The sequence below is a fragment of the Nocardioides sp. BGA-UO-ETr-FS32 genome (assembly GCF_059567905.1).
In genome coordinates this window covers 40793-62803 of sequence record NZ_JCAQOX010000012.1, presented here as the reverse complement: position 1 = coordinate 62803, position 22011 = coordinate 40793, and the positions used below count along the sequence as shown (strand labels likewise).

23 protein-coding genes are annotated in these 22011 nt (G+C 72.1%); 13 read left to right on the top strand and 10 right to left on the bottom strand.

What is annotated here, in order from left to right:
* Positions 1 to 93: 93 nt before the first annotated feature.
* Complete coding sequence (locus AC57BS_RS05030; protein ID WP_496410362.1) at positions 94 to 1236, bottom strand: lytic transglycosylase domain-containing protein; 1143 nt, start codon at positions 1234 to 1236, stop codon at positions 94 to 96.
* A 232-nt stretch (positions 1237 to 1468) separates the two neighbouring features.
* Here AC57BS_RS05030 and hemL point away from each other — a divergent pair, with 232 nt between their 5' ends.
* The 6 genes from hemL to ccsB are packed head-to-tail and all read left to right on the top strand — an operon-like array spanning position 1469 to position 7458.
* The gene (hemL, locus tag AC57BS_RS05025; RefSeq protein WP_496410361.1) at positions 1469 to 2797 is read left to right on the top strand and encodes a glutamate-1-semialdehyde 2,1-aminomutase; all 1329 of its coding nucleotides are present in this window, start codon (positions 1469 to 1471) and stop codon (positions 2795 to 2797) included.
* 1 nt (position 2798) lies between these two features.
* Positions 2799 to 3476 (top strand): histidine phosphatase family protein, encoded by a 678-nt coding sequence (locus tag AC57BS_RS05020; protein WP_496410360.1) that lies wholly within the window; start codon positions 2799 to 2801, stop codon positions 3474 to 3476.
* Positions 3477 to 3478: 2 nt separating this feature from the next.
* Complete coding sequence (locus AC57BS_RS05015) at positions 3479 to 4045, top strand: TlpA family protein disulfide reductase (RefSeq protein ID WP_496410359.1); 567 nt, start codon at positions 3479 to 3481, stop codon at positions 4043 to 4045.
* Positions 4038 to 4787, top strand: coding sequence for a cytochrome c biogenesis CcdA family protein (locus tag AC57BS_RS05010; protein ID WP_496410358.1), 750 nt, complete (start codon positions 4038 to 4040; stop codon positions 4785 to 4787). Before AC57BS_RS05015 ends, AC57BS_RS05010 begins: the two co-directional genes overlap by 8 nt.
* Positions 4784 to 6436 (top strand): cytochrome c biogenesis protein ResB, encoded by a 1653-nt coding sequence (gene resB, locus AC57BS_RS05005; protein ID WP_496410357.1) that lies wholly within the window; start codon positions 4784 to 4786, stop codon positions 6434 to 6436. The genes AC57BS_RS05010 and resB overlap by 4 nt, the downstream gene beginning before the upstream one ends.
* The gene (gene ccsB / locus AC57BS_RS05000) at positions 6433 to 7458 is read left to right on the top strand and encodes a c-type cytochrome biogenesis protein CcsB (RefSeq protein ID WP_496410356.1); all 1026 of its coding nucleotides are present in this window, start codon (positions 6433 to 6435) and stop codon (positions 7456 to 7458) included. The genes resB and ccsB overlap by 4 nt, the downstream gene beginning before the upstream one ends.
* On the opposite strand, the gene AC57BS_RS04995 is transcribed toward ccsB, so the two are convergent.
* Positions 7375 to 7551: a hypothetical protein gene (locus AC57BS_RS04995; RefSeq protein ID WP_165356062.1), complete on the bottom strand. Its 177-nt coding sequence runs from the start codon at positions 7549 to 7551 to the stop codon at positions 7375 to 7377. The genes ccsB and AC57BS_RS04995 overlap by 84 nt on opposite strands.
* 36 nt (positions 7552 to 7587) lie before the next feature.
* On the opposite strand from AC57BS_RS04995, the gene AC57BS_RS04990 reads away from it, so the two are divergent.
* Both AC57BS_RS04990 and AC57BS_RS04985 read left to right on the top strand, forming a co-directional pair.
* On the top strand, positions 7588 to 7851 hold the full coding sequence (locus AC57BS_RS04990; RefSeq protein ID WP_496410355.1) for a DUF4229 domain-containing protein: 264 nt from the start codon (positions 7588 to 7590) through the stop codon (positions 7849 to 7851).
* A gap of 18 nt (positions 7852 to 7869) precedes the next feature.
* Positions 7870 to 8955, top strand: a complete 1086-nt coding sequence (locus AC57BS_RS04985; RefSeq protein ID WP_496410354.1) for a DNA glycosylase AlkZ-like family protein — start codon at positions 7870 to 7872, stop codon at positions 8953 to 8955.
* On the opposite strand, the gene AC57BS_RS04980 is transcribed toward AC57BS_RS04985, so the two are convergent.
* From AC57BS_RS04980 to AC57BS_RS04970, 3 genes are all read right to left on the bottom strand, one after another.
* Entirely contained in the window at positions 8942 to 10198 is a 1257-nt protein-coding gene (locus tag AC57BS_RS04980; protein ID WP_496410353.1) for a GNAT family N-acetyltransferase, read from the bottom strand. The two genes, AC57BS_RS04985 and AC57BS_RS04980, sit on opposite strands and share 14 nt — an antisense overlap.
* A 96-nt stretch (positions 10199 to 10294) precedes the next feature.
* Positions 10295 to 11170: a 1,4-dihydroxy-2-naphthoate polyprenyltransferase gene (locus AC57BS_RS04975; RefSeq protein ID WP_496410352.1), complete on the bottom strand. Its 876-nt coding sequence runs from the start codon at positions 11168 to 11170 to the stop codon at positions 10295 to 10297.
* Entirely contained in the window at positions 11154 to 12509 is a 1356-nt protein-coding gene (locus AC57BS_RS04970; protein ID WP_496410351.1) for an MFS transporter, read from the bottom strand. Before AC57BS_RS04970 ends, AC57BS_RS04975 begins: the two co-directional genes overlap by 17 nt.
* Before the next feature lie 327 nt (positions 12510 to 12836).
* Between AC57BS_RS04970 and AC57BS_RS04965 the strand changes: the two genes are divergently transcribed.
* The gene (locus tag AC57BS_RS04965) at positions 12837 to 14327 is read left to right on the top strand and encodes an HNH endonuclease signature motif containing protein (protein ID WP_496410350.1); all 1491 of its coding nucleotides are present in this window, start codon (positions 12837 to 12839) and stop codon (positions 14325 to 14327) included.
* A gap of 121 nt (positions 14328 to 14448) precedes the next feature.
* On the opposite strand, the gene AC57BS_RS04960 is transcribed toward AC57BS_RS04965, so the two are convergent.
* From AC57BS_RS04960 to AC57BS_RS04945, 4 genes are all read right to left on the bottom strand, one after another.
* Positions 14449 to 15198: a sigma-70 family RNA polymerase sigma factor gene (locus AC57BS_RS04960; protein WP_496410349.1), complete on the bottom strand. Its 750-nt coding sequence runs from the start codon at positions 15196 to 15198 to the stop codon at positions 14449 to 14451.
* A gap of 124 nt (positions 15199 to 15322) precedes the next feature.
* Positions 15323 to 15511, bottom strand: a complete 189-nt coding sequence (locus tag AC57BS_RS04955) for a hypothetical protein (RefSeq protein ID WP_496410348.1) — start codon at positions 15509 to 15511, stop codon at positions 15323 to 15325.
* Positions 15512 to 15516: 5 nt separating this feature from the next.
* Positions 15517 to 15804 carry a DUF1330 domain-containing protein gene (locus AC57BS_RS04950; RefSeq protein ID WP_496410347.1) on the bottom strand — a complete coding sequence of 96 codons (288 nt, stop codon included), beginning with the start codon at positions 15802 to 15804 and terminating at the stop codon, positions 15517 to 15519.
* Positions 15805 to 15813: 9 nt separating this feature from the next.
* Positions 15814 to 16356, bottom strand: a complete 543-nt coding sequence (locus AC57BS_RS04945) for an AAA family ATPase (protein ID WP_496410346.1) — start codon at positions 16354 to 16356, stop codon at positions 15814 to 15816.
* Between the two features lie 55 nt (positions 16357 to 16411).
* Here AC57BS_RS04945 and AC57BS_RS04940 point away from each other — a divergent pair, with 55 nt between their 5' ends.
* From AC57BS_RS04940 to menD, 3 genes are read left to right on the top strand one after another with little or no spacing between them, the layout of a single operon-like run.
* Positions 16412 to 17431 carry an AMP-binding protein gene (locus AC57BS_RS04940; RefSeq protein WP_496410345.1) on the top strand — a complete coding sequence of 340 codons (1020 nt, stop codon included), beginning with the start codon at positions 16412 to 16414 and terminating at the stop codon, positions 17429 to 17431.
* Entirely contained in the window at positions 17431 to 18381 is a 951-nt protein-coding gene (locus tag AC57BS_RS04935; protein WP_496410344.1) for an o-succinylbenzoate synthase, read from the top strand. The genes AC57BS_RS04940 and AC57BS_RS04935 overlap by 1 nt, the downstream gene beginning before the upstream one ends.
* Positions 18378 to 19982, top strand: a complete 1605-nt coding sequence (menD, locus tag AC57BS_RS04930; protein WP_496410343.1) for a 2-succinyl-5-enolpyruvyl-6-hydroxy-3-cyclohexene-1-carboxylic-acid synthase — start codon at positions 18378 to 18380, stop codon at positions 19980 to 19982. The genes AC57BS_RS04935 and menD overlap by 4 nt, the downstream gene beginning before the upstream one ends.
* Positions 19983 to 20027: 45 nt before the next feature.
* Here the strand turns inward: menD and AC57BS_RS04925 are convergent, their stop codons facing one another.
* Positions 20028 to 21227 (bottom strand): glycoside hydrolase family 16 protein, encoded by a 1200-nt coding sequence (locus AC57BS_RS04925; protein ID WP_496410342.1) that lies wholly within the window; start codon positions 21225 to 21227, stop codon positions 20028 to 20030.
* A gap of 135 nt (positions 21228 to 21362) precedes the next feature.
* Between AC57BS_RS04925 and AC57BS_RS04920 the strand changes: the two genes are divergently transcribed.
* Positions 21363 to 21998, top strand: coding sequence for an MBL fold metallo-hydrolase (locus AC57BS_RS04920; protein ID WP_496410341.1), 636 nt, complete (start codon positions 21363 to 21365; stop codon positions 21996 to 21998).
* Positions 21999 to 22011: the final 13 nt, after the last annotated feature.

The following is a 22011-nucleotide window of genomic DNA, read 5'->3' as shown; positions in this document are numbered from 1 at the left end:
CTGCATGACGCTCTTCCGGGAGCCCGTCCGAGCGTCATACGAACCCGCACCGATGGATGCGGGTTCGTATGACGCTGCGTGGGTGGGGGCAGGTCAGGGGTTGAGCAGGGCGTTCACGCACTGGTCGAACGCGTCGTTGCTGCTCAGCGGGTTGTCGACCAGGCCTTGCTCCACGCACTGCGCGGCCGCCATGAGCGGCGTAAGCACCTCCCCGATCGTCGCCGTCGGCAGTGGCGGCAGCGTCGGGCTCAGCGTCGGCGAGACGGTCGGGAGCGACGTGGTCGGATCCTTCGTCGGGTCCTTGGTCGGCGTCGGCGTCGGGGTGGGCGTCGGAGTCGGCGTCGGGGTCTGCGTCTCGGTGGGGGTCTGCGTCGGCGTCTGCGTGGGGGTCGGGTCCTTGGTCGGCGAGGCGTCGTCGTCCTTGCCGCCCTTGCCACCCTTTCCGCCGTTGCCACCGTTGCCACCGTTGCCGGAGGCCGAGCTCGTCGGGTCGGGAACGATCACGCCGCTGGTGAGGGTCGAGGTCGGGACCGCGCTGAAGTCGCCGTCCATGTAGGCCTGCATGATCTCCAGCACCAGGTCGACGTAGGCGTTGGAGTGGTTGTAGCGGTAGACCGAGGCGCGCTGGCCCTGCTCGGCCGACAGGTCGTCGTCGCCGGAGCACAGGTAGACGGCGGTCGCGAGGGCGGCGTCGTCGATGTCCTGCGGGTTGCGGGTGCCGTCGCTGTCCCCGTCGACGCCGACGACCGCCCAGGTCGAGGGGATGAACTGCATCGGGCCGACGGCGCGGTCGTGGCGGGTGTCGTTGTCGTACTGGCCGGCGTCGGTGTCGGCGATGTCCTGGGTGTTGTTCTTGCCGTTGAGGGCGATGCCGTAGATGCCGGGCTGCGCGACGCCCTGCTCGTCGAGCGCGTTGCCGCCGAAGCGACCGTGGTCGGACTCGACGCGACCGATCGCGGCGATCAGCTCCCACGGCAGGTTGCAGCCCTTGTCGGCGCTGTTGATGACGCCCTCGGCGCGCTGGTAGGCCGACAACGCGGCCTGGGGGATGTCGCTGGCCGAGCCGGGCGTCAGGGCCGCGGCGCGGGTGACGGCGTCGTCGCCGACGCTCGCGGGGGCCTCGATGGCGGAGGCGGGCAGCACGGTGCCGTCGGGGAGAGTACGGGGGCCCTCGGGGTCGGCGCTGGCCGAGCCGATGCCGCCGGTGAGGCTGGCCGTCCAGGCAGCGGAGAGCACCGCCAGCGGAATGATGGCGGTCGCTCGGTGAAGCCGGCCGGAACTCGACATGTCGCGCTCTCCCCTTGGTCGCACTGGTGTCATGATGCCCCCTCCGGGCACATCCACACCTCGCCAACGACGAACTGTCACTCCAAGTTACGCCCCGCTCACCTGTGCGCCAACCCACAGCCGGGGACTCTCTGCGTGCACCGAGTGGGATCCCTTTGCGCCCCTGCGTGACAATGACCGGGTGACCTCCGCGACGACCCCTTCCACGACCGCGGCCAGCGAGGCCTGGTTCGAGCGAGCGCGGGCCGTGACGCCGGGAGGGGTGAACTCTCCCGTCCGCGCGTTCAACGCCGTCGGCGGCACCCCGCGCTTCATCACCTCGGCCTCCGGCGCCTGGCTCACCGACGCCGACGGCAACGACTACGTCGACCTGATCTGCTCGTGGGGCCCGATGCTCCTGGGCCACGCGAACCCCGACGTCCAGGCGGCCGTCGCCGGGGCGGTCGCGCGCGGCACGTCGTACGGCACTCCGACCGAGCCCGAGGTCGAGCTCGCGGAGGAGATCGTGAGGCGCACCCCCGTCGAGCGGGTCCGCTTCGTCTCCTCCGGCACCGAGGCGACCATGTCGGCGATCCGGCTCGCGCGCGGCGCGACCGGCCGCGACCTCATCGTGAAGTTCGCCGGCTGCTACCACGGCCACGTCGACCCGTTGCTGGCCGAGGCCGGCTCGGGCGTCGCCACGCTCGCGGTCCCCGGCACCAGCGGCGTGCCCGCGTCCGCGGCCGCCGAGACCCTGGTGCTGCCCTACAACGACCGCGAGGCGGTGCTCGCCGCGTTCGAGGCACACGGCCCGCGCATCGCCTGCCTGATCACCGAGGCCTTCCCGGGCAACATGGGCGTCGTCCCGCCGGCCCCCGGCTTCAACGCCTTCCTCGCCGAGACCTGCCGGACCCACGGCGCGCTGTTCATCAGCGACGAGGTGATGACCGGCTTCCGCGCCACCGAGCAGGGCGGCTGGGGCCTCGACGGCGCCATCGAGGGCTGGACCCCCGACCTGATGACCTTCGGCAAGGTCATGGGCGGCGGCTTCCCCGCGGCGGCCTTCGGCGGCCGGGCCGACCTGATGGCCCACCTCGCGCCCGAGGGGCCGGTCTACCAAGCGGGCACGCTCTCCGGGAACCCGGTCGCCACCACCGCCGGGCTCGCCACCCTCCGCCTTGCCACGTCCGAGGTCTACGAGCAGCTCGACGCCACGGCCCGCACCATCCGCGACGCGGTCGCCGAGCACCTGCTGGCCGCGGGTGTGCCGCACGTCGTGCAGGCGGCCGGCACGATGTTCTCGGTGTTCTTCCGCGACGCCGCCGTCCGCGACTTCGCCGAGGCGAGCCAGCAGGACACCACGGCGTACGCCGCGTTCTTCCACTCGATGCTCGACCAGGGCGTCTACCTGCCGCCGTCGGCCTACGAGGCGTGGTTCGTCTCCGCGGCCCACGACGACAGGGCGATCTCGACCATCATCGACGCGCTGCCGGCCGCCGCCCTCGCGGCCGCCACGGCGGGAGGCCACTGACATGGGTGTCCAGACCATCGTCCACCTGCTCCGACACGGCGAGGTGCACAACCCCGACGGCATCCTCTACGGCCGGATGGACGGCTTCCACCTCTCCGACCTCGGCCAGCAGATGGCCCGGCGCATCGCGGACTCGATCGGCGACCGCGACATCGTGCACCTCCGCACCTCGCCCCTCGAGCGTGCGCAGGAGACGCTCGCGCCGCTCGCCGCGACGCTCGGGATCACGCCCGAGATCGACCCGCGCGTCATCGAGTCGGGCAACAAGTTCCAGGGCGTCAACTTCGGCGCCGGCGCCAAGACGTTCCTCAAGCGCCCCGACCTGCTGCGCCACATGTACAACCCGTTCAAGCCGTCGTGGGGAGAGCCGTACGACGAGATCGCCGGGCGGATGGTCGCGGCCGTGCACGACGCGCGCGACGCGGCGGTCGGCCACGAGGCGGTCGTGGTGTCCCACCAGCTGCCGATCTGGACCACGCGGCTGTTCCTCGAGAAGCGCAGCTACCTCCACCACCCCAAGACCCGGCAGTGCACGCTGTGCTCGCTCACCAGCGTGGTCTTCGACGACGACCGCATGGTGCAGGTGCGTTACTCCGAGCCGGCGGGCGACCTGATCCCGGTCGGCGACCGGTCCGCCCCGTTCTCGGCCGGTGGCGCCCCGCGGGAGGACCGGCCCTGACGATGCTGCGCCGCCTCGCTGCGCCACTGGTGGCGCTCGCCTGCCTGCTCGTGCTCGTGGGCTGCTCCGGCCTGTCCGGCACCGGCGACAAGGGCTACATCTCCGGCGAGGGCGTGCCGACCGAGGTCGAGCCCGCCGACCGGGGCGAGCCGGTCGCGCTGACCGGCTCCGACCTCGACGGCGAGGAGGTCGACCTGGCCGCCCTCCGCGGCAAGCCCGTCGTGGTCAACGTGTGGGCCTCGTGGTGCCCGCCGTGCCGCGTGGAGCAGCCCGACCTCAACGAGGCCGCCGCCGAGCTGGGCGACGAGGTCACCTTCGTCGGCCTCAACATCCGTGACGCCTCGCGCGACAACGCCGCGGCCTACGTCCGCAACCTCGAGGTGCCCTACCCCTCCGTCTACTCCGCCGACGGCGCCGCGCTGCTGCCGTTCGCCGGCACCCTCACGCCGCGGTCGATCCCGAGCACGGTCGTCCTCGACGCCGAGGGCCGGATCGCCGCCTCGGTCAACGGGCGCATCCCCACCACGCAGACCCTCCTGTCCCTGGTCGAGGCGGTCCTCGATGAGTGACTGGTTCCGCGAGACCGCCATGTCGGGGTCGATGGTCCTGGCGCTTCCCGTCGCCCTCGCGGCCGGGCTCATCTCGTTCTTCAGCCCCTGCGTCATCCCGCTGCTGCCCGGCTACCTGTCCTACGCCACCGGCATCTCCGGCGGCGACCTCGACCAGGCGCGGCGCAGCCGGCTGGTGCTCGGCGCGAGCCTCTTCGTGCTCGGCTTCTCGCTGGTCTTCGTGCTGCTCGGCAGCCTCACCGGCGCGGCCGGGGCGTGGCTCTTCACCCACACCCGTCAGCTCAACGTGGTGCTCGGCGTCATCACGATCCTGCTGGGCGTCGCCTTCCTCGGCGGGTTCGGCTTCCTCCAGCGCGACTGGCGCATCCACAAGGTGCCGGCCGTCGGGCTGGCTGCGGCGCCCCTGGTCGGCTTCCTGTTCGGCGTCGGCTGGACGCCGTGCGTGGGGCCGACCCTGGCCGCGATCAACGTGCTGTCCGTCAACGAGGCGACGGCCGGTCGCGGGGCGCTGCTCTCCGGCGTGTTCGCCCTCGGGCTGGGCCTGCCCTTCATCGCCGCCGCGCTCGCCTACCGCCGGATGCTGGGCGCCTTCGCCGTCATCCGTCGCCACCAGCAGCTCGTCGTACGCCTCGGCGGGGTGATGATGATCGTGGTCGGCCTCCTGCTCGTGAGCGGCTGGTGGGACCGCATCGTGCAGTGGCTCCAGCTCCAGGTCGTCCAGGGATTCACGGTGCCGGTGTGACCGACCTCCAGCCCGACCTGCGCCACCGGCCGTCCGACGACCGCCAGGCGACCGCACTGCCTCCCGACCTGAACGCCCGCGAGCTCGCGCGGTGGTCGTGGCGGCAGCTGACCTCGATGCGTACGGCCCTGGTGCTGCTCCTGCTGCTCGCGCTCGCCTCGATCCCCGGATCGGTGATCCCGCAGGAGAACATCGACTCGCTGGCCGTCTCGCAGTGGCGCGACAACCACCCGCAGCTGGCGCCCATCTGGGACCGGCTCGACCTGTTCGACGTCTACGGGTCGGTGTGGTTCTCGGCGATCTACATCCTGCTGATGATCTCGTTGGTCGGCTGCATCATCCCCCGCCTGTTCGTGTACGCCCGCGCGGTGCGCGCCCGGCCCCCGCGGGCGCCGCGCCACTTGTCGCGGCTGCCCGGGAGCGCGTCGTACACCACCGACGAGGAGCCCGAGGTCCTCCTCGAGCGTGCCGAGACGGCGCTGCGCGGCAAGCGGTTCCGGGTCGATGCCGGCGACGACTCGGTGGCCGCCGAGCGAGGCCACCTGCGCGAGGCGGGCAACCTGCTGTTCCACCTCGCCGTCATCGTCGTCCTCGTCGGGGTCGCCGTGGGCAGCCTGTTCGGCTACAAGGGCGGCGTCATCATGCTCAACGGCGACGACTACGGCTTCTCCAACAACCTCACCCAGTACGACGACTTCGCGCCCGGCGCGCTCTTCGACCCCGACGTGATGGAGCCGTTCTCCTTCAGCATCACCGACTTCGAGGTCGAGTGGCTCACCGAGGGCGAGCGGGCCGGGATGGCGCGCGAGTTCGTCGCCGAGCTCGCCTACGAGACCGAGCCCGGCGGCGACTCGAAGAGCTACGACCTCCGGGTCAACCACCCGCTGAGCATCGGCGGCACCGACGTGTTCCTCATCGGGCACGGCTACGCCCCCGTCATCACGATCCGCGACGGCGACGGCGAGGTCGCCTACAGCGGACCGTCGGTCTTCCTGCCGACCAACGCCCAGACCTTCGAGTCGTTCGGTGTGATCAAGGCCCCCGACGCCAGCCCGGAGCAGATCGGGCTCGAGGGCACCTTCTACCCGACCTTCGCGATGGGCCGCGACGCCGACGGCAACCTGACGATGCCGGCCTCGGTCTTCGGCGACGCGTTCGACCCCCTGGTCTCGCTGTTCGTCTACACCGGCGACCTCGGCCTCGACGACGGCACCCCGGCGTCGGTCTACGTGCTCGACAAGGCGAAGGCCACCCAGGTCGTCAAGGACGACGGCCAGCCGTTCCGGATGGACCTCCGTCCCGGCGACACCGTCACGCTGCCCGACGACCTCGGCACGGTCTCCTTCGACGGCCTCCAGCGGTGGAACAAGATCCAGGTCAGCCGGAGCCCGGGCAAGATGGTGGCACTGGCCGGTGTGGTGCTCGCGCTGCTCGGCCTGCTGGGCTCGCTGTTCATCCGTCCACGACGCATGTGGGTGCGCGCGCGGCGCCAGGACGACGGCACGACGCTGGTCGAGGTGGCACGACTGGACCGGTCGTCCGCCGGCGACCCGGAGGACGGCGCGGCCGAGCTCGCCGAGGTCGTGGCGGCACTGCAGGGGGAGACACGCGAGACGAAGACCCGCAAGACCGAGGAGGACGAGTCGTGACAGACCAATGGTGGGAGGTGTTCAGCTACCGCGCGATCATCGGTGCCGCGGTGCTCTACTTCCTCGCGATGCTGGCCTACTTCTTCGAGCTCGCCGGCCTGCGCTCGGCAGGCAAGGACGAGCAGGAGGAGCAGGAGGTCGCGGTCGGCTCCACGCAGGTGCTCGTCGAGACCCGCCGTACGGCGGTGGCCGCCCGCCTCGGGCTGGTCCTGACGTCCTTCGCTGCCGTCGTCCACCTCGTGGCGCTCGTGGGCCGCGGCCTCGCCGCGGACCCCAACCGGGTGCCGTGGGGCAACATGTACGAGTTCACGATCTCCGGCACCTTCGTGGTCGCACTGATCTTCGTGCTCTCCACGCTCCGCCTCGACATCGAGTGGCTCGGCCCGCTGGTGACGACCTTCATGGTGGCAGCCCTGATGGCGGCGTTCCTCGGGCTCGACGACGCCGTGCTGCCCCTGCCAGACGCGCTCAACAGCCCGTGGCTGGTGATCCACGTGGTCTCGGCCGTGATCTCGACCGGCGCCTTCACCATCGGCGCCCTGCTGTCCGGGCTCTACCTGGCCAAGGCGCGCTCGACCGCCACCACCGGCTACCTCGCCCGGGTCCCCGACCTCAAGGTGCTCGACCGGCTCTCCTACAAGATGCACGCCTTCGGCTTCCCCGTGTGGACCTTCGCAGTCCTCATCACCGGCCCGATCTGGGCGCACCAGGCGTGGGGCGCCTACTGGAACTGGGACCCCAAGGAGGTGTGGGCCTTCATCACCTGGGTGGTCTACGCCGCCTACCTGCACGCCCGCGCGACCGCGGGCTGGCGTGGGCGCAACGCCGCGATGCTGGCGCTGGTCGGTGCCGCGACGCTGTGGTTCAACTTCATCGGCATCAACTTCTTCAGCTCCTCCAGCCAGCACTCCTACGCCGAGGGGGCTGCGCCCGAGACGTCAGTCGTCGTCGGGCTCGCGGGGCCGGTCGAGGCCGCGGAGGAAGTCGGGGTCGTCGTCGGGGCCGATGACGCGCGGGCGTGACGTCGAACCTCCGTCGAGCCGGCGCAGCATCATCCTGACCAGGAACCACACGACGACGGCGATGGCCGCCACGACGAGCAGGACCTTCAGCATTCCTCCAATGTAGTCGCCACGTCCTAGTCTGGAGGCGTGAAGGAGTTCGTCGTCTACACGGTCCTGCGGATCGTGCTGTTCATGGCCTCGTTCGGCATCGTCGTGGGTCTCATGGCGCTCACGTTCGACGGTCGCTACAACCTGTTCTGGGCGATCATCCTCGCCTTCCTGATCTCCGGCGTGGCGTCCTGGTTCATCCTCGACCGCCAGCGCCAGGCCTTCGCCCGGCGCGTCGAGGCGCGCGCGGCCAAGGCGTCAGCCGCCTTCGAGGAGCGCAAGGCCCGCGAGGACCAGGACTGACCCCCTCGGGTCCACGCCATGGCGACGCTGCGCGTGACCCGCGGCCAGGCACTCGCCTGGCGCCTGGGGCGGCAGCACCTGCTCGCCGGTGCGAGTGACGCGACGGAGGCCGTCAGGACCCTGGCGGCGGTGTCGATCTTCGGCTCCGACCCCGACCTGTCCGTACGTCGACGGCTCGCGTCGCCCGGCCCGCCCGGGGAGGTGCAGCGGGCGCTGGCCGACGGCCGGCTGATGCGCACCTTCTCGTTCCGCGGGTCGGTGCAGGTGATGGCACCCGAGACGGCCGGCGCCTACCTCGCGGTCCGCTCGGCCGGTCGGCAGTGGGAGCGGAAGAGCTGGGTCGAGCACTACCGGCTCGCGCCCGACGACTGGCCCGACCTGCGTGCGGTGGTCCGTGAGGTCGTCACCGACGGCCCGGTGCCGCCGCAGGCCGTGGCCGACGCCCTCACTGGGTCCGCACGCTTCCGGCACCTGGCGCAGGAGTTCGCCGAGCCCAACCACACCCTGCTCAAGCCGTTCGCCTGGCAGGGCGACATCGCCCTCGGGCCCGACCTCACCGGCCCGCTGGTGCTCCAGAGCCCGGGTGCGGCGCCCGGCTGGGCCGGCATCCCCGACCTCGACGAGGCGGGGCCGCAGGCGGTGCGGGAGTACGTCGACGCCTATGGCCCCACGACCCCGGACCACGTGCACTACTGGTTGGGCGAGGGCCTGAGCGCCGGGCGGAAGCGCCTCGAGCGGTGGTGGAGCGAGGTGCAGGACGACCTCGTCGAGGTCGACGTCGACGGCGAGACCCGGTGGCACGTGGCGGAGCGCGCCGACGAGCTGGCCGACACGCGCCGGGAGCCGACCGTGGTGCTCCTGCCGGGCAAGGACGACTGGGTGATGGGGCCGGGCACCAAGGACGCGTGGGTCGTCCCCGCGGTTCTCCGCACCGACATGACCCGCGGCGCCAACCTCGTGCTCGTCGACGGGGTCGTCGCAGGCACGTGGCGGGTCGTCGGCGACGCGCTCGAGGTGACCGCGCCACCGTCCGAGGAGCTGTCGGCCGAGGCCGCTCGACTGAGCTCGCTCCTGGGCAGCGCGCTCGAGCTCAGAACCCGGTGAGGCTGTAGGCCGGCTCGCCCAGGTCGGCCATCGCGGCGAGGCGGCGTACGGCCTCGTCCGAGCCGTCCAGGCGACCGGCGCGGTGCAGCTGCCGTACGGGCGCCGGGCCGAGGTAGAGGGTCCCCAGCGTCTCCGCGGTGAGGCGTACGTCCGCCTCGTCGTCGGTGCGCGTGACGGTCGCGACGCCGTCGGCGGTGGTCACCGCGAAGCGGCCGGCCGCGTACCCCTGCGGGTCGTCGACCTCGATCACGACGGAGCCGTCGGCCGCCCACGGCCGGGCGGCCAGGCAGCGCGGCACGTCGAGGACCCGCAGCCAGAGGAACTCCTGGACCTCGGTGGTCTTCGCCCGGTTGAGGTCGGTGAGTGCCCACATCAGCGGGTCCTCGGGGTGGAACAGGTTGAAGGTGACCTTGGCGACCTGGTCCATGTCGCCCAGGAACGACCAGAGGGCGAGCTGGGCCTGCGGGGTGAGCGTCGCCATCTCGTCGACCTTGACCGTGTTGTCCTCGCCGGGCTTCCAGAGGGCGAAGCCGTCGACGGCGCCGCTCGCGTCGAGGTGGACGGCGGCCCGGACCTTGCGGTTGGCGCCGCCGCTGCTGGGGTCCCACGCGCCGGTGTGCATGTCCTCGTAGGGGGAAGGCCACGCGACCGAGCCGCGCTGACGGGCGTGGAAGGCGTCGAAGACGGCCTTGACGTGCGGCCACGCGTCGGCGGGCTCGACGAGCTCGACGCGACCCGGGTCGACGAAGTCGCGGAACCCGAACCCGGGCGTGGTGTCGACCTCGACGCCCACGCGGAAGGTCGCCGGGCCGAAGCCCCAGCGGCCGTAGATGGTGGCCTCGGCCGCCGTGAGGGCGGCGATCGGCACACCCGAGGCGACGGCGTCGGCGAGGTCGTCCTCGATGAGTCGCCGCAGCAGGCCCTTGCGGCGATGGGTGGCGCTCGTGGTGACGTCGGTGATCATCCGCAGCGGCAGCAGCTCGCGCCCGGCGTTGAGCGTCTTGTCGAGGCTGGCGTAGGTCGCGACGGGCATGGGACCCGCGCCGAACTCGCCCTCGGGGAGCCACGCGCCGCGGACGGTCACCCGGTCGGCGCGGTAGTGCTTGACCCACCTCTCGACGGAGTCGTCCTCGGGGCGGTCGTCGCGGAAGCCGCGCAGGACCGCCTCGATCCACCCGCGGCGCCGGGCGGCGGCCGCGGGGGAGTCGTCGGAGAAGTCGAGGATGGCGAAGTCGTAGTCCACCCGGTCACGCTAGTGAGCACGGGCCTGCGTGGGCCACCGGAATACCTGCCTCGGTGGTCGGGTGCCGAGCGAGGAACGAGCGAGGTGTGTCGAGACCTAGCCCAGCACGAGCAGCGGCACAGCGACCAGCACCGACCAGATCAGCTCCGAGGCGCCCGTCGCGGCGAGGACCGGGATGAGTGCCGGCCCCTGGGCGCCGCCGAGGACGGCTCGCGTGGGGACGGCCGCGCGGGCGAGGAAGCCGAGCCCGACCAGCGCCCACCACGTGGTGGCGGCGGCGACCGCGACGACCGCGGCGGCTGCGACCAGGACGAGGAAGGCGTACAGGTAGCGGGTGCGCTCGTCGCCGAGGCGTACGGCCAGGGTGTGCTTGCCGGCGACGGTGTCAGTGGGAATGTCGCGCAGGTTGTTGGCGACGAGGATGGCGCAGGCCAGGGCGCCGATGCCGGTGCCGGCGTAGAGCGCAGGCCACTCCCACGTCTCGGTCTGGACGTAGGTCGTGCCGACGACGGCGACCAGGCCGAAGAAGACGAACACCATCACCTCGCCGAGCCCGAGGTAGCCGTACGGCTTCTCGCCGCCGGTGTAGAACCAGGCGGCCACGACGCACACGAGGCCCACGGCGACCAGCCACCACGCGGTGGTCGCGGCGAGGACCAGGCCGGCCACCGCGGCCACGCCGAAGGCTGCGAAGGCGGCGGTCTTCACCGCGCGCGGCGTCGCCGCGCCCGAGCCGACCAGGCGCATCGGGCCCACGCGGTCGGCGTCGGTGCCGCGGATGCCGTCGGAGTAGTCGTTGGCGTAGTTGACCCCGACCTGGAGCGCGAGGCTGACGACCAGTGCGAGCAGGGCCTTCCACCACACGACCTGGTCGACGTACGCCGCGACGCCGGTGCCGGCGAGCACGGGCGCGACCGCGGCGGGGAGGGTGCGGGGGCGGGCGCCGGCGATCCAGTCAGCGGTGGAGGTCACCGGTGGATTCTGGCAGGGGCGCGTCGGGCTCCATCGGCAAGGGCTCCTGGGAGACCGCGAGGTCCACGTGCTCCGGTTCGCTCGCTCGTGCGTCGGCCAGGACGTCGGCGGGCACGTGCTCCTCGAGGAAGCGCCGGCCCGCGTGCGCGGACCTGTGCAGGCCGGCCGCGCCCACCATGACGATCAACGCGATGGTCAGCCAGCCGAAGGCACCCCACTCCATCGCGAGGAAGCCGTAGACGGCCGGTGCCCAGAACCGCCCGAGCGTGCCACCGAGCTCGGAGACGCCCTGGTAATCGCCGCGGCGGCGGGGGTCCATCAGCTCGGCCTCGAGGGTCCAGCCCGAGGCGGAGAGGAACAGCTCGGCCCAGGTGAGCACGATGTGGCCGAGGAAGAACAGCACGATGGTCATCCAGCCGGTCGTCTCGTGCGTGGCCAGGGTGACGAGGCAGGTGAGGACGAAGAAGAGGGTGGAGAGGCGTACGGCGCGCAGGGCTGTCTCGACGTTGCGGATGCCGCGCGAGGCGAGCCGCGGGAGCACGATGCACATGACCGTGTTGGTGCCGAAGAGGACCGCGACCAGCACCTTGGGTGCGTCGGTCTCGGTCACCAGCCATACCGGGATGACGGTGTGCAGCAGCACCTGGTTGGTCCACATGACGCCGGTGAAGAAGGTGACCGCGATCCAGCTGCGGTTGCGGATGGCTGGGATGCCCTCGGGCTTCACCCGCGGCTCGGAGCTGCGTACGTCGTGGGTGGCGTCGGGCAGCCGGGGGATCGCCAGGGCGTTGAGGAGGAACAGCACGGCACTCAGCAGCGGCGACCAGCGGAGCACGTCGGTGCCGAAGGCGATCGCGCCGCCTCCGAGGAAGGCGCCGATGCTGAAGCCGACGTTGAGCGCGGAGTAGAGGTAGGCGCGCGACTCGACCCGCTCCGCCGGCGGCAGGATGTCGATGACGTACGCCCCGTGGGCCGTGCCGCCCAGGGTGCCGGCGACCTCCATCGCGACCGCCAGCGCGACGTACTCGGGGAAGCTGTCGATGAACGGCCAGGCCAGGAACAGCACGCCCTGCATCGACGCCGACAGCGTCCACATCCGCTTGGGGCCGAAGTGGTCGACCAGCTTGCCCATCGGCACGGCGACGATGAAGCTCGCCACGGCCGCGATGGTGAGGCCGATGCCCACCTCGGCCAGCGAGAGGCCCACCACGAGGGTGAAGAAGACGGCCGATCCGGCGAGGAACGCGCCGTCACCGGAGGCGAAGAGGAGCGACTGGACCGACAGCCTCCGGGCGAGGTTGGACGGGGGCGTGGCGTAGTTCTTCAGGGCGGTGAGCATCGCCGGTCATTCTCGCCCGGGGGACCGACAGTCGTCCTGCGATTTTCGGTCGGGGCAGTGGGTGGCGGGCGTGCTCTCAATCACGGTGTCGTTCCTCGCTGGTCGAGCAGGCGGTCCTCCTTCGCTGGTCGAGTAGCCGGTCATCCTTCGCTGGTCGAGTAGCCGGGCGAGGGACGAGTCCGGCGTATCGAGACCAGACCCCCTGCATGGTGGTTGAGGTGCGAGCGCAGCGGCCTCGAAACCTCGGTGCTCACTCGTTCGAACATAGTTCTCCACGGTCCCGTTCGCGCAGGTCCGAGTGTCGGTGGGCTCTGGGAGACTGGACCCATGTCCACCACCGCTCCGGCCCCCACCACCAGCCCCGTGCTGGATCGTGCGGTTGCGGCGATGCGTGCGAAGCGCCGCGTCGAGGTCGAGGTGCTGGAGTCAGCCCTCGCCTGGGCGCACGCGCACGTCGTGACCGACGAGGACGCTGCTGCGGGGTGGCGCTCGGAGACCATCCACGCGCCCGGATCGGCGGCGGCGTTGTTCGGGGAGCGTCCGCTGCCGCTCGCCGGCGACGGGACGCCGCTGGTCGCGGAGTTCGCGGTGGTCGAGCTGGCGGGCGTGCTGGAGCAGTCCCACGAGGCCACGCTCGCGCTGCTGGGCGACGTGCTCGACCTCGCCCACCGGCTGCCCCGCCTGTGGACGCTCGTGAAGGACCTCACCGTCCCGGTGCGGCTGGGGCGGGAGGCGGCGCGCGTGTCGCGGGACCTCGACGTGGTCGCGGCCGCGCACGCGGACCGGCTCCTGGCGTGGCAGCCGCGGCGGCTCAACCCGCACCGCATCGGGGTCCTGGTCCACGAGGCCCGCCTGTACGCCGACCCGGACCGTGCGATCGCCGACCACGACGAAGCCCTCGCAGCCCGGCGGGTGGAGGTCCACCACGAGCAGGGCGCGCCCGGGGTGAGCGAGGTGTTCATGAGCCTCGACACCGCCGATGCGATCGCGTTCGACAACACCGTCTCCACGATTGCCACCACGATGAAGGCGCTGGGTCACCACGGCGATCTCGGCGTGCGCCGTGCCCACGCCGTCGGGCTCCTCGCGGACCCGCAGCAGGCGTTGGACCTCCTCGCTGCCGCGGACGTCGCCGACCCCGACCGTGACGTCGACCCCGACCACGACGAGGCCGTGTGCGTGGCCGAGGAGGCCGCCTACGCGCCCCCTGACCCGTTCCGCCGCCCCACCACCGACACCCCCGCAGACCAGTCAGACCAGTCGGAGCGGTCGGGCCGGTCGGGTGAGGTGCGGCTGGTCCTGCACCTCACCGACCGCGACCTCATCGCAGGCGACCACACCGCTGATCATTCCGTCGACCCGCACGGTGTCGCGCGCAGCGACCAGCTCGGTCCGATGCTGCTGGGCAGGCTCCAGGCGTGGCTGCTCACCGCGGGCAAGGTCACCATCCAGCCAGTCCTCGACGCAGACCGGATGGCCGCGGTCGACCACCACGACCCACCCGCGCCGATGGCCGCCGCGGTCCGCCTCCGCGACGAGACCTGCATCTTCCCAGGCTGCAGCCGCCCCTCGGACCGGGCCGACCTCGACCACATCCGCGAGTACGTCCCGATGGACGAGTGCGGACCACCCGGCCAGACCCACCCGGCCAACCTCGCGCCGCTGTGCCGCCGGCACCACCGCGCCAAGACCTTCGGCGCCTTCACCTACCACCGCCGACCCGACGGCGCCTATGAGTGGACCCTCCCTTCCGGGCGACGGGTCGTCACCGACCCACCACGCCCACGACCCCGACCAGAGCCAGGGTCCAGACCCTGACCGCCCCGCTGAGCCCGACACCACCGGTGATCGGGCCAGCGGCATGCGCACCCATCGTCAAGAGCGACCGGATCGGCCGCGTCCTGCGAGAGGGGGAACGTGCCCTGGTGGCCGGCCACCCTCACGCCACTGGCAGCTGACCGCCCAGCACGTTGCGGATGTCCTTCAGGATGCGAGTCAGGACGCGGGACACCTGCGCCTGCGTGAGCCCCACCGCTTCGCCGATCTCCTGCTGGGACCGCTCCTCGTAGAACCGCAGGTACACGATGCGTCGGTCACGAGCCGACAGGTTCCGCACGGCCGGCTCGAGCATGACCGACGCCTCGACAGCGTCGTACGTCCGGTCGTCGGCGCCGAGCCGGTCGCCGAACCCGGAGGCGCTGTCGCCGACGGGTGCGTCGAGACTCGCTGGAGCGAAGCAGCCGTCGACCGACAGAGCCTCGACGACGTCGCTGACGTCGACGTCGAGGTGGGCGGCGAGCTCGCTGGGTCGCGGCGCGTGACCGAGGGCGGCGAGCAGCTCGTCCTGGGCCCGGCCGATCCGTGCCTGGAGCTCCTGGACCCGGCGTGGTGGGCGGACCATCCAGCCACAGTCGCGGAAGTGGCGGCGAAGCTCACCGCGGATGGTGGGGACGGCGAACGACATGAACTCGTGGCCGGCATCAGGGTCGAACCTGTGGGCAGCCTTGGTGAGACCGAGCAGCGCGACCTGCTCGAGGTCGTCGAGGTCGATGCCCCGGTTGCGGTAGCGCAGGGCCATGGACCTGGCGACCTCGAGATGGGCCTCGATGAGCTCGTCGACGAGGAGGTTGCGCCTCGACACGTGGTGGGGCGCCTGTAGCTCGTGGATGTTGACCTGCACGTTGACCACGGTCGTGGTCCTTCCCGCTCTCCGGGCTGCTCACCGTGGTCTCCAGTGAGCCGTGTGTGGGCAAAGGATGTACACCACCCGGCGGACCTGTCACAAGTGCGGTCCACCCTTTCGTGGGGTCCTCCTAGCGGCCCCCGCCGAGGTCGTCGGGGCTGTCGTCGAGGTTGTCGCCGGACCCGTCCGCGTCCCGCCCCCGCGCCATGTCGCGCGTGTCCCGCTCGATCCCCTGGGCGCGGCGCTTCTCGAAGAGCAGGATGGCGACGACCACCCCGGCCATCACGAGGATGGTCAGCACGAGCCGGTAGACGTCCATCGCTGCTACGCCCCCGGCACCACGCGCATGTCGCGGTCGGCGCCGCCGTCGAGGGCGCGCAGCGCCTCCTGGTAGGCCTCGCTCTCGTGCGCCGCGACCGCGGCCTCGACGGAGTCGAACTCGATGACGATGGTCCGGGTGACCTCGCCCTTCTCGAAGGTCGCCTCGGGCATCCCGCGGACCAGGAAGGTCCCGCCCGCCGCCCGCAGCGCGGGGCCGGCGAGCTCGGCGTACGCCGCGAGCTTCGCGGGGTCGTGCACGGCCTGGTAGGTGGTGATCCAGTAGGCAGTCATGCCGCGAGCCTATGCCGGGTGCGGGGGACTCCAGTCGAGCACGGCGTCCACCAGCTCCTGTGGGCTCGCCGCGCTGTCGAGTCGGAGCACCGGTTGGGCGCGCCCGGCGAGCCAGGCGTCGTGGGCGACGCGGCTGCGTCCCTCGAAGGTCGGGTCGTCGTAGGCGCGTGCCCAGTCCAGGAAGGCCGCCCACGCGTCCTCGTCGAAGCCACGGCCCGCCCGCCGGTGCACCTCGCGAGCCTCGAGGCGCCGTAGCCGCTCGTCCGGGTCGAGTGTCAGGAAGACGATGGCGTCGCACTCGTCGACGACCGCCTCGCCCCACCCCACCATCGAGCCCGACAGCACCCAGGCCTCGCGGGGCACGAACACCTCGCGCATCAGCGACACCCGGGCCGCTTCGTCGCGCTTCTCGACGTACGGCGGGTCGGTCGGCACCCAGAAGTAGTCGTCGGCGTCGGCGTGCGGCACCGACCAGTGGTTGGCCAGCGCCCGCGCGAGCGTGCTCGTCCCTGATCCGCTGGCGCCGAGGACGTGGAGCTTGCACCGTTGCATGGCGACATCCTCGCCGCATCGCGTCGCGGCCTGACGAGCGGCTAGCGTTCGCGGTGTGAGCTTCCTCCGGCCCTCGGACGAGCCCTCCGTCGCGATCCGGCAGCTGTCGCGGTGGCTCGAGGCCGACACCCCCGACCCGCTGCTGATCGAGACCTCCGGGTCGACGGGCCGGCCCAAGGGCGTGGTGGTCCCGCGTCGCGCGGTGCTGGCCAGCGTCGAGGCGTCCGCGCGCCGGCTCGGCGAGTCCGGTCGGTGGCTGCTCGCGCTGCCGTCGTCGTACGTCGCGGGGGTGCAGGTCATCGTGCGCTCGCTCGTCGCGGGCCACGAGCCGTACGTCGTGGACGGCCTCGACATCGGCCGCGCGGCGGCGGCCGACCACAGCGACACCCCGACCTTCGTCTCGCTGGTGCCCACCCAGCTGCACCGGATCATGGGCAACCCCGAGCAGGTCGCCGCCCTCGCCCGGTGCCACACCGTCCTCGTCGGCGGTGGCGGGATCGACCCCGACCTGCGGAGGCGCGCTGAGGAGCAGGGCGTCACCCTCGTCGCGACCTACGGGTCGTCCGAGACCTCGGGCGGGTGCGTCTACGACGGCGTCCCCCTCGACGGCGTGGGCGTGACCCTCGGCGCGGAGGGACGCGTACGGATCGCGGGGCCCACCCTGTTCAGCCACTACCACGACGACCCGGAGCTCACCGCCGCGTCGGTGGTCGACGGCTGGTTCCTCACCTCCGACGCGGGCCGCTTCGACGAGGACGGCCGGCTGCGGATCACCGGCCGCATCGACGACGTCGTCATCAGCGGCGGCGTGAAGATTCCCCTCGCGACCGTCGCCGCGCGCCTGCGCGCGCACCGCCTCCTGCACGACGCCGAGGTCTTCGGCGTCCCCGACCCGGAGTGGGGCCAGCGGCTCGTGGCCGTCGTGGTCGGCAGCGTCCCCGACGCCGAGCTGCGCGACTGGATCAGCATGGAGCACCCGCGCTCGTGGGCCCCTCGCGAGTTCCGCCGGGTCGAGAGCCTCCCGCTGCTGCCCAACGGCAAGGTGGACCGCCAGGCCGTCCGGGCCGGCCTCTGATGCGCGACCTGCACGTCTTCTCGATCCCGCTGCGCACGAGGTTCCGCGGGATCACCGTGCGCGAGGGCGTGCTGCTGCGCGGCCCGGCCGGCTGGGGGGAGTTCTCGCCCTTCCTCGAGTACGACGACGCCACCTCGCGGCCGTGGCTCGCGTGCGCGCGCGAGGCGGCCGACGAGGGCTGGCCCGAGCCGCTGCGCGACCTCGTGCCCGTCAACGTGACCGTCCCCGCGACCGACCCGGAGCGGGCCCACGCCATCGTCACCGCCGGCGGCTGCCGCACCGCCAAGGTCAAGGTCGCCGAGCGCGGCCAGACGCTCGCCGACGACCTCGCCCGCGTGGAGGCCGTACGCGACGCGCTGGGGCCGGACGGCCTCGTGCGGGTCGACGCCAACGGTGCCTGGGACGTCGACGAGGCGGTGCGCGCGATCGCCGCGATCGACCGTGCCGCCGGCGGCCTGGAGTACGTCGAGCAGCCGGTCATGTCCGTCGAGGACCTCGCCGTCGTACGCCGCCGCGTCGACGTCCCGATCGCCGCCGACGAGTCGATCCGCCGCGCCGAGGACCCCTACCGCGTGCGCGACCTCGAGGCCGCCGACATCGCCGTCCTCAAGGTCCAGCCCCTCGGCGGCGTACGGGCGTGCCTGCGGATCGCCGAGGACATCGGGCTCCCGGTCGTCGTGTCCAGCGCGATCGAGTCGAGCGTCGGCATCGCCGCCGGGGTCGCGCTCGCTGCCGCCCTGCCCGAGCTGCACCACGCGTGCGGGCTGGCCACGGTGCAGATGCTGACCGACGACGTCGCCGTCGACCCGCTGCTCCCGGTCGACGGGATGCTGCGCACCGGCCGGCCCGAGGTGGACGACCAGGCGCTAGCCCGGCTCGCGGCACCCACCGACCGCGCCGAGCACTGGCGCGCCCGGCTGGCGTCGGTGGGGCAGGATCAGCCGACATGACCAACCCCTCGACCCGGCTCGCCCGCACGGTGGTGACCGCGCTGCGCGGGTCGGCCGTGCGCGAGGTCGTGATCGCTCCGGGCTCGCGCAACGCGCCGCTCTCCTTCGCGCTGTACGACGCCGCGCAGGCGGGCGGCCTGCGCCTCCACACGCGGATCGACGAGCGTACGGCGGGGTTCCTCGCCCTCGGGCTGGCCAAGGTCGGCAACCGGCCCGCCGCCGTCGTCTGCACCTCCGGCACTGCCGTGGCCCACCTCCTCCCCGCGGTGATGGAGGCCGCCCACGCCGGAGTGCCGCTCGTCGTGGTGACGGCCGACCGCCCCGCCCGGCTGCGCGGCACCGGCGCCAACCAGACCACCGACCAGGTGGGGATCTTCGGCACGTTCGCGCCGACGCTCGACGTGGCGGCCGCCGACCTCGAGGACCTGCTCGCGTTCGTCCGCGGTCATGAGGGCCGGCGTCCGATCCACCTCAACGTCCAGCTCGACGACCCGCTGCTGCCCGACGACCGGGGCTGGGACGGGGGAGAAGCGCCCGAATGGGCCGTGCCGGCGGTCGGTCTCCCGATGGAGCGGCTCGTCCTCGACCAGGGCCCGCGGACGGTCGTGGTGGCCGGCGACGACGCCGGCCCGCCGGCCCGGGTGCTGGCCGAGAAGGCCGCCTGGCCCCTGCTCGCCGAGCCGTCGAGTGGCTGCCGCACCGGCGACAGCGTGATCCGCACCTACCGCCTGCTCCTGGCCGGCGAGCTCGGGCGGCGGGTCGAGCGGGTGGTCGTGCACGGCCACCCGACCCTGTCCCGACCGGTCTCGCGCCTCCTCGCCCGCGACGACGTGGAGGTCGTCTCGGTGCGCCACCGCGGCATGTGGCCGGAGCGGCCGTTCCCCGTCGCTCGCGACGCCGACCAGGTCGACGTCACGACGCCGGACGACCCCGCCTGGTTCGAGGCCTGGCGCGAAGCGGACCGCGCGACGTCCCGGGACCTCGACCGACTCCTCGCCGCCGAGCCCGACCTCACGCCCCACGAGGTGGCCGGCGCGGTCAGTCGCGCCCTGCCGCCGCGGGGGCTGCTGGTCGTCGGCGCGTCCAACCCGGTCCGCGACCTCGACCTGATGGTCGCGCCGTACGACGTGGGCGGACGCCGCAAGGTCATCGCCAACCGCGGCCTGGCGGGCATCGACGGCACCACCTCGAGCGCGATCGGCGCCGCGCTCGGGCGGCCGCAGTCGTCGCGAGCGTTCGCGCTGATGGGCGACGTGACCTTCCTGCACGACACGACGGGGCTGTTCCTCGGCCCGCGCGAGGAGCGCCCCGACCTGACGATCGTGGTCGTCAACGACGACGGCGGGTCGATCTTCGCGACCCTCGAGCAGGGCGCCCCCGAGCACGCCGACCGCTTCGACACGCTGTTCGGCACGCCGCACGGCGTCGACGTCGCGAGCCTGTGCGCGGCCGCGCGGGTGCCGCACCTGCGGGTCACCGGCCTGCCCGAGCTCGAGCAGGCGCTCGCCTCGCCCAACGGCGGCATCGAGGTCGTCGAGGCGCGCGTACGCCGCGACAACCGCCGGGCGCTGGACGAAAAGATCCGCGCGCTGGCCCCCTGAGGGGACCAACGCGCGGATCGTGGTGGTGCGAGGCTGCTCAGCCGATCAGGACTGCGGGGTCTCCCACACGCGGACCCAGTCGACGTACATGTGCTGCGGCAGCTTCTTGTCCGACATCTCCAGCGCCTCGTAGTCGGAGGCGAGCAGGCTCAGGATGAGGTACTGCTGCTCCTTGGAGACGCGGGCCGACGTGCGCCAGGTCTCCTTGCCGTCGATGTAGAAGACGATCTTCTTCGGGTCCCACTTGACCGAGAAGACGTGGTAGTTCTTCGACCAGCCGTCGCGCTTGTTCTTGAGGAACGACTTCGAGTCCTTGATCCACGAACCGGTCTTGATCAGGCGCTTGCCCTTGTACCAGTGGATGAAGCTGGTGAGGCCGCCCTGCGGGTGCTTGTCGCCGAAGTACTCGATGACGTCGATCTCGTGGCCGTCCGAGTGCGGGCCGTTCTCGTTGGTCGGCTGCGACCAGAAGCTGGCGTGCTGGCCCTGGCTCTTGTGCATCTTGATGCGGGCCGCGGCGACGCCGTACTTGAAGTCGAAGCCGCCGTTGGTGCCGACGTGGCCGTTGAGGCGGTAGGCGATCTTCTTCTTCAGCTTGCGCGACTTCGCCAGGCACTTGCCCTTCTTGGCGCGGTCCTTGATGACGCTCAGGCGCAGGGCGCCGCCCGTGACCTTGACGGCCTTCGGGTCGCCCTTGGAGCACTTGCGCTTGCTGGTCGGCTCGTAGTCCTGGCCGCGCATGCTCCACACCGGGCTCAGCGTGCTGCCGGAGAACTCGTCGGTGAAGGTCGGGACCAGCCACTGCGAGGTGTCGGCGGTCTTGCTGGTGACCTTCTTGAGGCCCTTGAACTTCATGGCGGTGACCCGGTAGGTCACGGCCGCGCCGCCCTTGGAGACGACGGCGGAGAAGTGGGCCCGGCCGGACTTCTCCTGCTTGGCGGTGTCGACCTTCTTCCAGGACGACCCGTTGAGCTGCTCGAGGACGACCTTGCGGCCGACCTTGACCGGCTTGATGGTGGCGGTGACGCCGGCCTTGGCCGAGTCAGGGCTGGCGGTGCGCTTACCCTGCTGGACGATCTGCGGGAGCACCTCCAGGGAGATCTTCTGGCTGGCCTTCTTGGTCACCGACGTCGACGCGGGGCGAGCCGCGGAGTCGGAGGCCGAGCCGGTCTCGACCGTCAGGAGCAGGGACGCGGGCAGGAGCAGCGCGGTGACGCTGCCTGCGAGCACGCGGCGTGCAGACATGTAGGACTCTCTTCGTCTCGGGTGCGATTGGTGATTCCCCCAGGGCACTCCACCCGTCGGAGGCGGCCCCACCTTAACCTTCCGTCCCTCCCGTCGGACGATTCGGCGTGATCTCGACGCGCCTAGGGTGGGGGCATGCGGATCACCAAGTTCGGCCACGCGTGCGTGCGGGTCCAGGGAGACGGCGGTGTCGTGGTCATCGACCCCGGGGTGTTCACCGACGCCTCCGCCCTCGACGGCGCGGACGCCGTCCTGATCACCCACGAGCACGCCGACCACGTGCATCCCGACCACCTGCGTGGGCGCGACGTGCCGATCTGGACGATCGCCGCCGTGGAGCGGCTGCTGCGCGAGCAGGCGCCCGACGTGGCCGCGCGGGTGACGGTCGTACGCCCCGGCGACCGGCTCGAGGTCGCGGGGACGGCCGTGCAGGTGGTGGGCGAGAAGCACGCCGTGATCCACCCCGACTACGACCGGTTCGACAACTCCGGCTACGTGCTCGAGTCCGGCGGGGCCAGCGTCTACCACCCGGGCGACGCGCTGACGCCGCCCGGCCGCGCCGTCGACGTGCTCCTCGCGCCGGTGAGCGCCCCGTGGCTCAAGGTCAGCGAGGCCGTCGACTTCGTGCGCGAGGTCGCCGCGCCCCGGTCACTGGCGATCCACGACCGCGTCTACAGCGACATCGGGCTCGACATGGTCGCCACCCACATGGGCAACCTGCTGCCCGACGGGCTGGCCTTCGAGCGGCGCGAGCCCGGCCAGGACCTCTGAGCCAGCGTCCGGC